The sequence below is a fragment of the Caldimonas mangrovi genome, assembly GCF_023721835.1.
Classification (GTDB): Bacteria; Pseudomonadota; Gammaproteobacteria; order Burkholderiales; family Burkholderiaceae_C; genus Caldimonas; species Caldimonas mangrovi.
In genome coordinates, this window is record NZ_JAMKFE010000004.1 from 164,513 (window position 1) to 178,586 (window position 14,074).

A 14,074-nucleotide genomic window follows, 5' to 3' on the forward strand; every position below is an offset into this window, starting at 1 on the left:
CGCCCGCCGCCGCCCAGGCGGCAGCGGTCGTCAGGCCGCCTTCAGCGAGGGCGGCTGCGTCGATGTCACGGCGAGCGGTGCCAGCGCATGCCCGGGCGGCAGATGCACGATCTGCGGGCCGACGCCCTGCACGTCGCGCGTGCCGGTCAGCGCCATGCTGACGTCGAGTTCGCGGCGGATGATCTCCAGCGCGCTGGTCACACCGGCTTCGCCCATCGCACCCAGCCCATAGAGAAAGGCGCGGCCGATCATGCAGCCGCGCGCACCCAGCGCCACGGCCTTCAGCACGTCCTGGCCCGAGCGCACGCCGCCGTCGAACAGCACCTCGGTGCGGTCGCCCACGGCCTGCGCGATCTCGGGCAGCGCGCGGATGCTGGAGACCGCGCCATCCAGCTGGCGCCCGCCGTGGTTGCTGACGACGATGGCGTCGCAGCCGGTGCTTGCAGCGATCTTGGCGTCCTCGACATCCAGGATGCCCTTCAGGATCAGCTTGCCGCCCCACAGCTTGCGCACCCATTCCACGTCGGCCCAGCTCAGGGTCGGGTCGAACTGCCCGGCGATCCACTGGCTCAGCGTGGCCAGCGTGTCGGCGCCTTTGACGTAGCCGTCGAGGTTGCCGAAGCTCTTGCGCTTGCCGGCCAGCACGCGCAGCGCCCAGGCTGGCTTGGTGGCCACGTCGAGCGCGTTCCCCAGCGTCAGCCTGGGCGGTACCGCCAGCCCGTTCTTGATGTCGCGGTGGCGCTGGCCCTGGATCTGCAGGTCCAGCGTCAGCACCAGCGCCGAGCACTTCGCGGCCTTGGCGCGCTCGATCAGCGAGGCTGCAAAGCCGCGGTCACGCATCACGTACAGCTGGAACCAGAACGGCTGGTCGACGAAGCCGGCCACGTCCTCGATCGAGCAGATCGACATGGTGCTCAACGTGAAGGGCACGCCGTAGCGCTGCGCGGCGCGCGCGGCCAGCATTTCACCGTTGCCCCAGTTCAGTCCGGTCAGGCCGGTCGGCGCGATCGCCACCGGCATCGTCGCCGCCTCGCCGAGCAGCGTGGTGGCGGTGGAGCGGTGCTCGACGTCGATCGCCACGCGCTGCCGCAGGGCGATCCCGTCGAGGTCGTTCTTGTTCGCGCGCAGCGTCACTTCGTCGTACGAGCCGCGATCGACGTACTCGAAGATGGCTCGCGGCACACGCCGCTTCGCCATCAGGCGCAGGTCTTCGATGCAGGTCACGGGGGGGTTCATGGTCGTCTCCATCGGCTCAAGCCGTGGCCGCCATGCTAGGAAAGGCGCAGGCCGTGCGCCCGGAAAGTTTCTCAGGTCCCGCGCGAAAGAAGTTCCGCCCCTTCGGCGGCCACCCGGGCGCACACCTGCTGCAGCCACGCAGCGAAGGCCGGCGCCGCACCCTGCGCCGCGTGCGGCAGCAGGTAGTACTGGTGCACGGGTGGGGCGGTCAGCCGGAACACCGGCACCAGCGTGCCGGTGCGCAACCAGTGCCGCGCCAGGCTGGGCCGGGCCAGGGCGATACCCTGGCCGCTGACCGCGGCTTCGAGCAACAGGCCCAGGTCGACCAGCTTGGGGCCTTGCGACGGTTCCGGCTCGTCCAGCCCGGCCGCGCGGAACCACGGTGCCCACGGCTCCAGCGGGGTGCGCAGCAACGGCGCGTGCGCGAGATCGGCCGGTGTGCGCATGGGCGGCAGGCGCTGCAGCAGCGCAGGCGCAGCGACCGGCACCACCACGTCGTGCATCAGCGGCCGTGCGCCGACGGCCAACGGGTCGCCGTTGCGCACCTCCACGTCGGCGTCGGCCGGTGCGGCGTCGAGATAGGGAATGCTCAGCACCACTTCGAGCTCCACGTCGGGGTGGGCGGCGGTGAAGCCCTCCAGGTGCGGCACCAGGATCTGACGCGCGAAGGTCGGCGGGCTGCACACCCGCAGCCGCTGCACCCGCTGTGCGGCGCGCTGGTGCAGCGGCACGGCGGCCAGCAGCCCGAGCGCGGCGCGCACCTGAGCCAGGTACTCCTTGCCCGCGGCGGTCAGCGCGAGGCTCTTGCCGCTGCGCGCCAGCAACTGGGTGTTGAGCAGTTCCTCCACCGTGCCGACGCGCTTGCTGACGGCGCTGGCGGTGACATTCAGTTCCTCCGCCGCCCGCTCGAAGGTGCCCAGCCGCGCGGCGGCCTCGAAGGCACGCAGGCCCTCGAGCGAGGGCAGGCGCAGGTCGGGCGGGGTGGACATGGCGCTATGGTAGGGGCTTCAGAACAGCGGCAGCGTATACGGCGTCGCCTTCTCGCTCGTCGCCGGCCCAGTCTGAAGCCCGGCCGCCGGCACCTCCGAGGCCTTGCACAAGCTGCCCACCCGCACGCCGAGCAGCCGCAGCCGCCGCTCCAGCGGCACCCGCTTCAGGCATTGGCCGGCCGCATGGCGAATCACCTTCGCGTCGTCGGTGTAGTGGGGCAGGGTATGGTCGCGCGTCACGGTCTTGAAGTTGTCGTAGCGCAGCTTCAGCCCGATGGTCTTGCCGACGTAGCCCTTGCGCGCCAGGTCGGCGGCCACCTGTTCGCACAGCCGGGTGAAGATGTCGCCCAGCCGCTCGCGGTCTTGGCGGGCATGCAGGTCGCGCTCGAAGGTGGTTTCGCGGCTCAGCGACTTCGGCTCGCTGTAGGTGACCACCGGCCGCGTGTCGTGCCCGTGGGCCGCATCGTGCAGCCAGGCGCCGTAGCTCTCGCCGAACTGGGAGATCAGCCATTGCGGGTCGGCCGCGGCCAGCTCGCCGATGGTGCGGATGCCGAAGAGTTCCAGCTTCGCGTTGGCCTTCGGGCCGATGCCGTTGATGCGCTTGGCCGGCAGCGGCCAGAGGCGGGCTTCGAGGTCGCCTTCGGCCAGCAAGGTCAGCCCGTCCGGCTTTTCCAGGTCGGAGCACAGCTTGGACAACAACTTGTTCGGCGTGACGCCGATCGAGCAGCTCAGGCCGGTCGCGCGCCGCACGTTGTCCTTGATCGCCTGTGCCAGGGCTCGCACGCCGCCCATCGCATCGTGGCCGATGGCCTCCTGCGCGCCGGGCATGTCGCTCAGGTCGATGTAGATCTCGTCGATGCCGCGGTCCTCGATGTGCGGCGCGATCTCGGCGACGGCCGCCTTGAACAGCCGCGAATAGCGCCGGTACTCGTCGAAATCGGTCGGCAGCAACACCGCGTCGGGCGCCAGGGCGGCGGCCTTCATCAGCCCCATGCCGGAATGCACGCCCCGTGCGCGGGCCTCGTAGGTGGCGGTGGTGATGACGCCGCGGCCGACATAGCTGCGCAGCGTCGAGAACTCGCGCGTGCCGTCGTCGCGCAGCGCGGGCTGGTGCCGGCGCCCGCCGCCGATCACCACCGGCAGACCTTTCAGCTCCGGGTAGCGAAGCAGCTCGACCGACGCATAGAACGCGTCCATGTCGAGGTGGGCGATCAGGCGGGACATCGAAAAGGGCCGGTACGGCATGGGCCGGAAGACATCGAAGCCGCAAGCGTACCGGAGCGCGCCGCTCTTTGCGGGTAAGCTCGCGGGCCTTGCTGCACCCGGGCCGCCTGTCGGGCCTCGATCCGTCTTGAAATACGTCGCTTTTTTTCGCAACCTCAACCTTGGGCGCCCGCACTGCCCCACACGCACGGAGTTCGAAGCCGCCTTCCTGACGGCGGGTGCAACGTCGGCGCAGTCGTTCCTGACCAACGGAACGATGGTGTTCGCGCCTGCGCCGGGCGGGCGGCCCCGCGTGCTGCTGTCGCGTGCGTGCGCGCTGCTGCGGCAAGCCTGCGGCCTGCGCGAGCCGGCTTTCCTGCGGCGGGTCGACGAGCTGGCCTCGCTGGTGGCCGCCGACCCGTTCGGGGGCATCGACCGGAGCGATGTCTACGAGTGCTGCGTGACTTTCCTGCACCCGCACAGCGAGCCGCTCGAAGGGTTGCCGTTCGAATCGCCGCGCCGTGACCTGCAGCTGTTGCGCCATACCGGCACCGAGGTGCTGAGCGTGAGCCGCAAGGTCGGCAACACGCCCGGCAGCCCGAACGCCTTGCTCGAGAAGCGGCTCGGGCTGCCGGCAACCACCCGCAGCTGGAACACCGTGGTGCGCGTGGTCGAGCGGCATGCTGGCTGATCGTGTAGCACGGTCCGGTGCGTACCAGCACAATGCATGCTTCGCCTGCCTGTAGGTCTTCATGCGTTCCTTGCTGATCATCGCCAACCCGGGAACCCGCAGCTTCAGCCATGCGATGGCGGCTGGCGCACAGGAGGTGCTGGCCGCACAGGGCTGCGACGTGGTCGTGCACGACCTGTATGCCGAGCGGTTCAACCCGGTGCAAGCGCACGGCGAAAGCGAGAACACCTCGTCCGCCGATCCGCTGGTGGAGCAGCACTGCCGCGAACTCGCGCAGGCGGACCTGATCCTGGTGTTCCACCCCAACTGGTGGGGCCAGCCGCCCGCGATCCTGAAGGGCTGGATCGACCGCGTGTTCCGGCTCGGCACCGCCTACGACTACCCGCCGGGGGTGGGCTATGACGGCGTGCCGGAGGGCAGGCTGCGCGCGGCTTGCGCGCTGGTCTTCAACACCTCCAACACACCGGCCGCCCGCGAGGCCGAGGTGTTCGGCGATCCGCTGGAGGCCCTGTGGAAGCGTTGCGTCTTCGGCCTGTGCGGCGTGTCGAACGTGGTGCGGCGGATGTACGGGCCGGTCAGCGACAGCAGTGCCGAGCAGCGCAGCCGATGGCTGGCCGAGGTCCGGGGCCTGGTGGAAACGGCTTGCCGGGAGCCCGGCATCCAGCGGTGACGCGGCGCCGTCAGTGCAGCTGTCGCCGCAGGTGCGCGATCTCGTTCTGCGCCACTTCGATCGCGTTGCGCAGATCGCGGTCGAGGTCTTGTGCGGCTTCGCTGGCTTCGGCGGCCCGGTCTCCGAGCTGCTTCAGGGCGTCGACCCAGGCCGTCAGGGCCGCCGGGTCGTAGGACGGGGCGACCAGGTGCTTCAGCTCGTCCGAGCGTTGCTCCAGTTCGTCCAGGCATTGCCGCAGCGCCGGCGGCACCCGGAGGGCGCTGCGGCCGAGCAGCGCCGCCCAGTCCAGGTAGCGCTCGATGCGAAAGAAGCGCTCCATCACTTGTTCTGAGTCCACTCCGGCTCCCGGCTGCAGCGCCCAGGCGGCGCGCCAAGCAAGGGGCAAGTGCCGTACCCGCCCGGCCGGACGCGCTGTCAGCTGGCCAGCGAGACCGGTGTATACGCGTCGACGGCCGGCGCTTCCGGCAGATCCTCTCGCACGTAGTAGTCGCCGGTGCCGGCCTCGGCTGCATGGGCGCGCGCGCGTTGTGCATCGACCGCTTCGAGTTTCACGTCCTCGTCATATGCGTACAACACCACTGCCTGGCCATCCGACAAGTGCAGCAGCACGTCGCCGTTGACCAGCGGCTCTGCCATCCGGATCGACTGCTCCTCCAGCTTTTCGCAGACCAGCCGACGTCGCAGGTTGCGCTGACGCTGCTGCACCAGCTCGACGTCGTGCTGGTCGGGTTGCAGGGCGGTCTGAGCCTCGGCGAGCAGGCGTTCGATCTCGTCCTTCCAGTCCGCGAGCACGTCGCGGCGCAGGCGAGGGTGGGCCTGCGCCAGCAACGTGCCGATGTCCAGCCGGCCTTCGCCGGACTCCCAGTCGACGCTCAGGGTGGCAGCGGAGGAATGTGTCATCGCGGTCGGGGTGTGCGTGGGCGCGGGATTGCGAATCCCGAGTCTAGGAACCACACCTCGCCGCGATCGCCGGAACAGCGGGGCGCGGCGGCCGCACTTCGGCGCAGCGGGCGCCGTGCACACCGCGGCGCGCACGCTGCTTGCAGCTTCTGCCGCCACATGGGGAAAATTTACATCGGTATCTCGGGCTGGCGCTACGCTCCGTGGCGGGGTGTCTTCTATCCGAAAGGGCTGCCGCAGCGGCTGGAACTGGCGTACGCGTCCCGCACTGCGCACAGCATCGAACTCAACGGCAGCTTCTATTCGCTGCAGCGTCCGCAACACTATGAACAGTGGCACGACGAGACGCCGCCGGGCTTCGTGTTCGCGGTCAAGGGACCGCGCTATGTCACGCACGTGCTCCGATTGAAGGGCGCCGAGCAGGCCCTGGCGAATTTCTTCGCCTCGGGCCTGTTCAAGCTGCGCGACAAGCTCGGGCCGCTGCTGTGGCAGTTCCCGCCCAGCTTCCGCTTCGAGCCGCAGACCTTCGATGCCTTTTTGCGCCTACTGCCCCAAAACACGGGGCAGGCACTGGCGCTGGCACGCCGCCGCGACGAGCGCATGAAGGGCCGCGCCTGTCTGGCGATCGATGCCGAGCGGCCGTTGCGCCACGCGGTCGAGGTTCGCCACGACAGCTTCCTCGACCCGGCCTTCGTGAAGCTGCTGCGTCGTCACAAGGTGGCGCTGGTCGTGGCCGACACCGCTGGCAAGTGGCCGTGGCGCGAGGACGTCACCGGCGATTTCGTCTACATGCGCCTGCATGGCGATCAGGAGCTCTATGCGAGCGGCTACTCGCCCGAGGCGCTGTCGCGCTGGGCAGAACGCATGGAACGCTGGGCCCGCGGCGACCAGCCCGCCGACGCCAGGTTGATCGACCCCGAACGGGCGCCGCGCCCGCGCGCTTCGCGCGACGTGTACTGCTATTTCGACAACGACGCCAAGGTCCATGCGCCCTTCGACGCGGCCGGCCTGCGCTCGGCCTTGGGTCTGCCTGCGCCGGCGGTGGCGCCCGGCCAGCCGTGGGACGCTGTGACGGAAAGGCGGCGGTAAGAACTGCCGCAGGCCGCCTGTGACCGAAATCACGGGCAGAATGGGCCGGCCCTCGCCGCCCGGTACGGGTCGTGCTTGAATCGGGACACAAGCGTCCTTCGGGCGCCTCACGAACAGACAAGGAGACGCGGCTGTCCACCCGCTCGGGCGACGGCTGCCGTGCAGATGGACGTACGCACGCTGCTGGCCGACCCGGCCTATCTGGACATGACGCAGCGCCTGGTCGCCGCGCTGCTGATCGGCGCCGCGATCGGGCTGGAGCGCAGCTACCACGGCCGCCCGGCCGGTTTTCGCACCCACGCGCTGGTGTGCATGTCGACGGCGCTGCTGATGCTCATCACCGTCTACGAGACGCGCTGGTTCCCGGAGCTGACCGGGGGGCGCATCACGCTCGACCCGACGCGCATGACCCAGGGCATCATGACCGGCATCGGCTTCCTGGGGGCCGGCACCATCATGAAGGAGGGACTGTCGGTGCGGGGCCTGACGACCGCCGCATCGATCTGGACCACCGCCGCGATCGGCGTGCTGGTGGGCATCGGCTTCTTCTTCCCGGCGCTGCTGGCGACGGTGCTGACGCTGGGCACGCTGTCGCTGTTCCGCTGGGTCGAAAGCCGCATGCCTTCACAGTTCTACGCGCACTTCGCGGTGCGCTTCGACCGCCATGCGAAGATGGACGAGACCGAGCTGCGACGCCTGCTCAAGCGCTACGGCTTCACCATCGCCAACCTGAACTACCGGCTCGACTCCGATGCCGGTTTCTTCGAGTACCGCATGGTGGTGCGCACCGGCAGTGCGGCCAACGCCAGCGCGCTGGCCGACATGCTCGACACGTTGGAAATCGTCAAGGAATTCCGCGTCTCGCCGCTGGGCGATTGAGCCTGCGCCACCCGAGCGCGGGTTTGCACGCCGGCCGCTTTGCCGCTACGGTTGCAGCCTTTCCCATGGTCACAACGGAGGGCGACTCGGCATGTGGACGCGACGGTACTGGATCCTGGCAGCGGCGGTGGTGCTTGCAGCGTGCGGCAGCACGCCCGGGCAGGAGGCCAAGCCGGCCGGCAACCGCGTGGTCGCGGCCCGCTACATCGGTGTCCTGCCGTGTGCCGACTGCCGCGGCGTGCGCGCCGACCTGCTGCTCTACACCGAGCCGGGCGGCGCGCCGGCAGGCTACGAGCTGATCCAGACCTACCTCGGCACGCGCGATGGCGACCGCAGCTTCACCAGTTCGGGGCCCTGGAGCTCCGGGCGTGGCGTGCCGCAGGACCAGCAAGCCCTCGTGATCCAGCTCGACGCCGGGCAGCCCGGCCGCGGGCGCAGCTTTCGCCAGATCGGCCCGCGGGTGCTGCGCGCGCTCGATGCCAACCTGGGCGACCTGCCGGCCCACATGCCGCGCAGTCTGCTGCGGGTGCCTGACAACCTGCCGACGTCGGCCATCGTGCTGACGCAAGGCGACGCTGCCCAGCCGGTCGACGTGCCGAGCGGGCAACAGGTGGTCCTGATGCTCGCCAGCCAACCGAGTGCGGGCTACGGGTGGGCGGTGATCGACGGCCCGCCGCCGCAACTTGCGCCGACGGGAGAGCCGGTGCACGTCCCCGACGCCAACGGCACCGGCTACGACCTCTTTCGCTATCAGCCCGCACAGCCCGGGACCTATACGCTGCGTCTGGCGTACCGGGCGCAATCCGGGGCGCCGGCGCCCCTTGCCGAGCTGACGTTTCGCGTGAACGTGCGCTGATCGATCCGCCCGGGCGACCACCAGGCAGCGGTGCCCCGCTGCCTTTTTTCTTTTCGCGCTGTTGCAACGAGCCATGCCGTTACCAACCGGTACAGCTGCGTGCGGTGCCGGCTGCCACGGCGGACGTGGGCGATCACCTTCCTGCCGGTAGCCGGCCCGCCCCAGCCCGGGCATCCGGGGGCCGCCGCGTTGTCCGTCCTGGTCGGCAGCCGCCGGGCCGGGCGGGCACGCTGATTGATCTGGGCCTTCTCGCTCCGCCTGCGGCGTAGCGGCAGTCCGCGGACCCGACGCCATGGTCCGCCCATTGACAGATTCGACATATCAAGGAGTACAAGATGTTGCAGCCTTTCAGCGTGCTCAACCGCCGCGCGCGCACCGCGGCGCTGGCCTTCGCGTCTGCGCTGGCCCTGGTCGCCTGCGGCGGTGGGGGCGGTGGTGGTGACGATGACGACGGGGGCGGAGGCGGGGGCGAGCAGCGCGCCGGTGTCTACGCCTCGGGCCGTGTCGAAGGCTACGGCTCCGTGGTCGTCAACGGCGTGCACTACGACCACGCGTCAGCCACCGTGCGCGACGAAGACGGCAACACCGTCAACAGCGCCTACCTGCGCCTGGGCACCGTCGTCGACGTGGTCGGCGGCCCGATCTCGGTCGACGCGAGCGGCGTGCCGCGCAGCACTGCGAGCGAGTTGCGCTTCGCCAGCCAGATCCGCGGCCCCGTGACCGCGCTCGGTGCCGATTCGATGACGGTGCTCGGCCAGACGGTGTCGCTCAGCGCCATCACGGTATTCGAGGGCTTCACCGGCGGGCGCGCGGGGCTCGACGTCGGCGATCTGGTCGAGGTCTCCGGTTTCCTGGACGCCGGGACGGGCGCCTATGCGGCCAGCCGCGTCGAGTTCGAGGACCACTTGAACGGCTACCGTCTGCAAGGGCGGGTCGCGAACCTCAACACCGGCGCGCAGACCTTCACGATCGGCGGCGCGACCATTTCGTACGCCGCCGTGGCGTCCGGCGATCGGCCGCCACTCGAGAACGGCCTGCTGGTGCGGGCGCTGCTGCAGACGACCCAGCAGTCGGGTGCCTGGGTCGCCACTGAACTGCGCGACTCGCGGCGCGAGGTGGAGGACGTGGAGGCCGCCGAAGTCGAGGGCTACGTCAGCGGGTTCGCCTCGCTGGCGGAGTTCCAGGTCGACGGCCTGCCGGTCGATGCGTCCGGTGCCGGCGTCGATTTCGAGGACGGCAGCAGCGCCGGGGTGGTCGACGGCGTGCGCGTCGAGGTCGAGGGCGAGATCCTCGACGGTGTGCTGGTGGCACGCAAGGTCGAGTTCGAGGACGACGACGATGACGAGGACAAGTTCGAAGTCAGCGGCTTGATCGAATCGATCAACCTGCTGGCGCAGACCTTCGTCGTCCAGGGCGTCACGGTCGAATTCGCGGGTGCCACGCTGGAGGGCGGCACGCTGTTGAACCTGCAGACCGGCGCGCGTGTCGAGGTCGAGGGCGGCTTGACCGACAGCGGCGCCCAACTCGACGCCAGCGTCATCCGCTTCGACGACTGACGCACGCACCCTGCTCGGGGAGAAACGCGGCGGCCCTGCGGGGCCGCCCTTTTTTCTTCGAGGTTTCAGCGCCGGTGCACGCGCCCGATGTGGTCGGTGGCGCCGCCGGCCGGCGCCACGGCTGGCGCCGGGTCTTGCTGCTCCAGCCGCTCGAGGATGCCGCAATCGCGGCCCGCTCCCGGCTGCGTGCAGGCCACTCGCAACTCGCGCAATTGCGCCTGCAGCTGCTTCAGCTCGCGGATGCGTTGCGCGACGTGGTCGAGGTGCTCGTCGATGACCGCATTCGCTTCGCCGCAGTCGTCCTGCGGACGGTCTCGCAGGGCCAGCAGCGTGCGGATCTCGTCGAGCGACAGGTCGAGCGCCCGGCAGTGGCGGATGAAGCGCAGCCGGCCGACGTGCGCGTCGTCGTAGCGGCGGTAGTTCGACTCGGTGCGCGGCGGCTCGGGCAGCAGGCCGGCACGTTCGTAGTAGCGGATGGTTTCCACCGGCGTGTCGCTGGCGGTGGCAAGGTCACCGATTTTCATGCTTGACTCTGGAGCGGCTACAGGGTTTTCAATCGAATCTACTTCGAAAAAGGTGACCCATGTCCGCACATTGTCATGACCATGGCTGCAACGCCGACACCTCCCAGGCGCGCGACCCTCGCTGGCGCCGCGCGTTGTGGGTGGCCCTCGTCGTCAACGCCGGGATGTTCCTCGTCGAGGTGACCGGCGGCCTGTCGGCCGAGTCGGCCGCGCTGCTGGCCGACGCCGTCGACTTTGCCGCCGACGCCGTCAACTACGGCCTGTCGCTCGCCGTCATCGGCCTTGCCGCTGTGTGGGGCTCGCGGGTCGCGTGGCTGAAGGGCTGGGCCATGGCGCTGTACGGCCTGGGCGTGCTCGTCCATGCCGGCTGGCTGGCGTGGCAGGGTTCCTCGCCCCACGCGCCGACCATGGGCAGCATCGGCCTGCTGGCGCTGGTCGCCAACCTCGGCGTGGCCGTCATGTTGTACCGGTTCCGCAAGGGCGACGCGAATGCCGAATCGGTCTGGCTGTGCTCCCGCAACGACGCGCTGGCAAATATCGCCATCGTGCTGGCGGCGCTCGGGGTGTTCGGCACCGGCGCGGCCTGGCCCGACCTCGTCGTGGCCGGCATCATCGCCGCGCTGGGTGTCTCGGGCGGCCTGCGGGTGCTGCGCAGCGCTCGACACGAGCTGCGGGCTCACGCCCACGCCTGAGACGCGCGCCGCTCACGAGCAACGGCTGCTGCGCACCCCGTGATCAGCTCCGGGTTCCGCAGGTCCCGACGACCCGCTCAGCGTCATCGCCGCCTTGCGCTGGTGCAAGACGCCTGGCCGCCCGGCACGGCCCGGGCGAGGCGTGCTCAGGTCGCCAGGCGCGCCCGGTGCCGGGCGATCTGCGCCCGCACCTGGGCCGGCGCGGTGCCGCCGAGGATGTTGCGCGCGTTCAGCGAGCCGCGCAGCGACAGCACCTCGTAGACGTCGTTGCCCACCAGCGGCGAGAAGCCGCGCAACGTCTCGATCGGCAGCTCGGACAAGTCGACGCCCTGCTGCAACGCCGTCTTCACCGCGTGCGCGACCACCTCGTGCGCGTCGCGGAAGGGCAGGCCCTTCTTGACCATGTAGTCGGCCAGGTCGGTGGCGGTGGCATAGCCCTTCAGCGCCGCGCGCTCCATCGCTTCCGGCTTCACGGTGATGCCGCCCACCATCTCGGCGAAGATGCGCAGCGTGTCCTTCAGCGTGTCGACGGTGTCGAAGAGCGGCTCCTTGTCTTCCTGGTTGTCCTTGTTGTAGGCCAGCGGCTGGCCCTTCATCAGCGTGATCAGGCCCATCAGGTGGCCCACCACGCGACCGGTCTTGCCGCGCGCCAGTTCGGGCACGTCGGGGTTCTTCTTCTGCGGCATGATGGACGAGCCGGTGCAGAAGCGGTCGGCGATGTCGATGAAGCCGAAGCTCTGGCTCATCCACAGCACCAGCTCCTCGGACAGGCGCGACACGTGCACCATCGCCAGCGACGCGGCGGCGGTGAACTCGATCGCGAAGTCGCGGTCGCTCACTGCGTCCAGCGAGTTCTGGCACACGCCGTCCATGGCCAGCGTCTTCGCGACGCGTTCGCGGTCCAGCGGGTAGCTGGTGCCGGCCAGTGCGGCTGCACCGAGCGGCAGGCGATTGACCCGGCGGCGCACGTCGCCCATGCGTTCGGCGTCGCGCGCGAACATTTCCACGTAGGCCAGCATGTGGTGGCCGAAGCTGACCGGCTGCGCCACCTGCAGGTGCGTGAAGCCGGGCAGGATCACCTCGGCGTTCTGGTCGGCGAGCCCGAGCAACGCGCCTTGCAGGTCGCCGAGCAGGCCGTCGATCAGGTCGATCTCGCCGCGCAGCCACAGCCGCACGTCGGTGGCGACCTGGTCGTTGCGCGAGCGGCCGGTGTGCAGCCGCTTGCCGGCGTCGCCGATCAACTGCGTCAGGCGGGCCTCGATGTTCAGGTGCACGTCCTCCAGATCGAGCTTCCACTCGAACGCGCCGGACTCGATCTCCTGGGCGATCTGAGCCAGGCCGCGCTGGATGGCTGTATGGTCGTCGGCGGAAATCACCCCTTGCGCGGCCAGCATCTCGGCGTGCGCGAGCGAGCCGTCGATGTCGGCGCGCCACAGGCGCTGGTCGAAGAACACGCTCGCGGTATAGCGTTTGACCAGCTCGCTCATCGGCTCGGAGAACAGGGCGGACCAGGCTTCGGATTTCTTGTCGAGTTGGTTGGCGGACATGATGAGCGGCGGTGTGGCGCCCGACAGGCGCGGCGCATGAGGCTTGCCGCAGGCTGGGGCTGTCTTGGAGAATCGGCGGACTGCACTTGGGCGCCACGCGGCGCGAAAGTGCCCAGATTCTAGGAGACTCCCGCTTGCCCACCCCCGGCACGCCCGCCCGCAAGGCGCGGCCGACCCAGCCGACCAGCCAGTTCGGCGCCACCACGATCTTCGACCATGTCGGCGGCGCGGCCGCGGCGAGCCAGGCGGCCGCCGCGCTGTCGCCGTTCGACGCCTGCCAGGTGGGCGTCGTGCTGCGGGCGGTGCTGTTCGTGCATGCGGTGGTCGCGGTGGCGATCAGTTTTGTCGTCGCCGACCTCGGCGGCTGGCTGCTCGGCTTCGCCTATGGCGCGGGCGTCGCGCTGCCGGCCACGCTGGCCTGGCTGGTGGTCGCCTGTGCGCTCAAGAAGCCGCTCGCGCGCCTGTCGGAGCCGCTGCAGTGGCTGGTGGCGGCCGGCCTGGGGGCGCTGTGCGCCGCCTATGGCTGGTGGCAGGTCGGCCTGCTCGAGCTGCCACTGACGCAGCAGGTGACACAGATCGCGCCGATGCTGGCCGGCGCCGGCCTCGCTGCGGCGTTGTTCTATGCGCTGAGGCTGCGGTCGCGCAGCGAGCTGCCGGCCGTCACGCAGGCCCGCCTCAACGAGCTGCAGTCGCGCATCCGGCCGCACTTCCTGTTCAACACGCTCAACACGGCGATCGCCCTGGTGCGCATCGACCCGGCGCGCGCCGAAAGCGTGCTCGAAGACCTGTCCGAGCTGTTCCGCGTGGCGCTCATCGAGTCGGGCAGTTCGGTCACGCTGGCCGAGGAGGTCGACCTCGCGCAGCGCTACCTGGCGATCGAGCAGATCCGCTTCGGCACCCGGCTGCAGGTGATCTGGGAACTCGACGCCACGGCCGGCAAGGCGCGCGTGCCGCCGCTGCTGCTGCAGCCGCTGGTGGAGAATGCGGTGCGCCACGGCGTCGAGCCGTCGCCCGAGGGAGGCTGGGTGCGGGTGCGCACGACGCTGCGCCGCGGGCAGGCGATCGTCTCGGTGACCAATTCCATGCCCAGCGCGCCGGGCCCGAGCACGGCCGGCCACGGCATCGCGCTGCGCAACGTGAAGGAGCGGCTGCGGCTGATGCACGACGTCACCGTGCATTTCGCTGCCGGGCCCGAGCGTGACACCTGGCGCGTGCAGATCGCCGTGCCGGTGGAGTGAACCG

General features: G+C 70.0%; 15 protein-coding genes. 8 read left to right on the forward strand and 7 right to left on the reverse strand.

Translation table 11 applies throughout. The features are described 5' to 3' along the window. Positions 1-30: 30 nt before the first annotated feature. The 3 genes from M8A51_RS08175 to dinB all read right to left on the reverse strand — a co-directional run bounded on the left by M8A51_RS08175 (position 31) and on the right by dinB (position 3,449). Entirely contained in the window at positions 31-1,236 is a 1,206-nt protein-coding gene (locus tag M8A51_RS08175) for an alpha-hydroxy acid oxidase (protein ID WP_251777716.1), read from the reverse strand. 71 nt (positions 1,237-1,307) lie between these two features. After that, on the reverse strand, positions 1,308-2,225 hold the full coding sequence (locus M8A51_RS08180; protein ID WP_251777717.1) for a LysR substrate-binding domain-containing protein: 918 nt from the start codon (positions 2,223-2,225) through the stop codon (positions 1,308-1,310). A gap of 18 nt (positions 2,226-2,243) precedes the next feature. After that, entirely contained in the window at positions 2,244-3,449 is a 1,206-nt protein-coding gene (dinB, locus tag M8A51_RS08185; protein WP_251777718.1) for a DNA polymerase IV, read from the reverse strand. A 127-nt stretch (positions 3,450-3,576) separates the two neighbouring features. Here dinB and M8A51_RS08190 point away from each other — a divergent pair, with 127 nt between their 5' ends. Both M8A51_RS08190 and M8A51_RS08195 read left to right on the forward strand, forming a co-directional pair. Continuing rightward, complete coding sequence (locus M8A51_RS08190; RefSeq protein ID WP_251777719.1) at positions 3,577-4,119, forward strand: DUF1697 domain-containing protein; 543 nt, start codon at positions 3,577-3,579, stop codon at positions 4,117-4,119. A 61-nt stretch (positions 4,120-4,180) separates the two neighbouring features. Next, positions 4,181-4,789, forward strand: a complete 609-nt coding sequence (locus M8A51_RS08195) for an NAD(P)H-dependent oxidoreductase (RefSeq protein ID WP_251777720.1) — start codon at positions 4,181-4,183, stop codon at positions 4,787-4,789. Positions 4,790-4,799: 10 nt separating this feature from the next. Here the strand turns inward: M8A51_RS08195 and M8A51_RS08200 are convergent, their stop codons facing one another. Both M8A51_RS08200 and M8A51_RS08205 read right to left on the reverse strand, forming a co-directional pair. Beyond that, the gene (locus M8A51_RS08200) at positions 4,800-5,126 is read right to left on the reverse strand and encodes a hypothetical protein (RefSeq protein WP_251777721.1); all 327 of its coding nucleotides are present in this window, start codon (positions 5,124-5,126) and stop codon (positions 4,800-4,802) included. Between the two features lie 77 nt (positions 5,127-5,203). Then, the gene (locus M8A51_RS08205; RefSeq protein WP_251777722.1) at positions 5,204-5,689 is read right to left on the reverse strand and encodes a hypothetical protein; all 486 of its coding nucleotides are present in this window, start codon (positions 5,687-5,689) and stop codon (positions 5,204-5,206) included. A gap of 159 nt (positions 5,690-5,848) precedes the next feature. On the opposite strand from M8A51_RS08205, the gene M8A51_RS08210 reads away from it, so the two are divergent. The 4 genes from M8A51_RS08210 (at position 5,849) to M8A51_RS08225 (ending at position 10,069) form a co-directional block, all read left to right on the forward strand. After that, complete coding sequence (locus M8A51_RS08210) at positions 5,849-6,778, forward strand: DUF72 domain-containing protein (protein WP_251777723.1); 930 nt, start codon at positions 5,849-5,851, stop codon at positions 6,776-6,778. 165 nt (positions 6,779-6,943) lie between these two features. Beyond that, on the forward strand, positions 6,944-7,657 hold the full coding sequence (locus tag M8A51_RS08215; RefSeq protein ID WP_251777724.1) for an MgtC/SapB family protein: 714 nt from the start codon (positions 6,944-6,946) through the stop codon (positions 7,655-7,657). Positions 7,658-7,748: 91 nt separating this feature from the next. Beyond that, positions 7,749-8,513, forward strand: a complete 765-nt coding sequence (locus M8A51_RS08220) for a copper resistance protein NlpE N-terminal domain-containing protein (RefSeq protein ID WP_251777725.1) — start codon at positions 7,749-7,751, stop codon at positions 8,511-8,513. Positions 8,514-8,848: 335 nt separating this feature from the next. Further along, positions 8,849-10,069, forward strand: coding sequence for a DUF5666 domain-containing protein (locus M8A51_RS08225; RefSeq protein WP_251777726.1), 1,221 nt, complete (start codon positions 8,849-8,851; stop codon positions 10,067-10,069). A gap of 65 nt (positions 10,070-10,134) precedes the next feature. Here M8A51_RS08225 and cadR read toward each other — a convergent pair whose 3' ends face one another. Then, positions 10,135-10,593 (reverse strand): Cd(II)/Pb(II)-responsive transcriptional regulator, encoded by a 459-nt coding sequence (gene cadR / locus M8A51_RS08230; protein ID WP_251777727.1) that lies wholly within the window; start codon positions 10,591-10,593, stop codon positions 10,135-10,137. A 59-nt stretch (positions 10,594-10,652) separates the two neighbouring features. Between cadR and M8A51_RS08235 the strand changes: the two genes are divergently transcribed. Further along, the gene (locus tag M8A51_RS08235) at positions 10,653-11,285 is read left to right on the forward strand and encodes a cation transporter (RefSeq protein ID WP_251777728.1); all 633 of its coding nucleotides are present in this window, start codon (positions 10,653-10,655) and stop codon (positions 11,283-11,285) included. 146 nt (positions 11,286-11,431) lie between these two features. Here M8A51_RS08235 and argH read toward each other — a convergent pair whose 3' ends face one another. Further along, positions 11,432-12,832 (reverse strand): argininosuccinate lyase, encoded by a 1,401-nt coding sequence (gene argH, locus M8A51_RS08240; RefSeq protein ID WP_251777729.1) that lies wholly within the window; start codon positions 12,830-12,832, stop codon positions 11,432-11,434. A 134-nt stretch (positions 12,833-12,966) separates the two neighbouring features. Between argH and M8A51_RS08245 the strand changes: the two genes are divergently transcribed. Beyond that, positions 12,967-14,070, forward strand: coding sequence for a sensor histidine kinase (locus tag M8A51_RS08245; RefSeq protein WP_251777730.1), 1,104 nt, complete (start codon positions 12,967-12,969; stop codon positions 14,068-14,070). Positions 14,071-14,074: the final 4 nt, after the last annotated feature.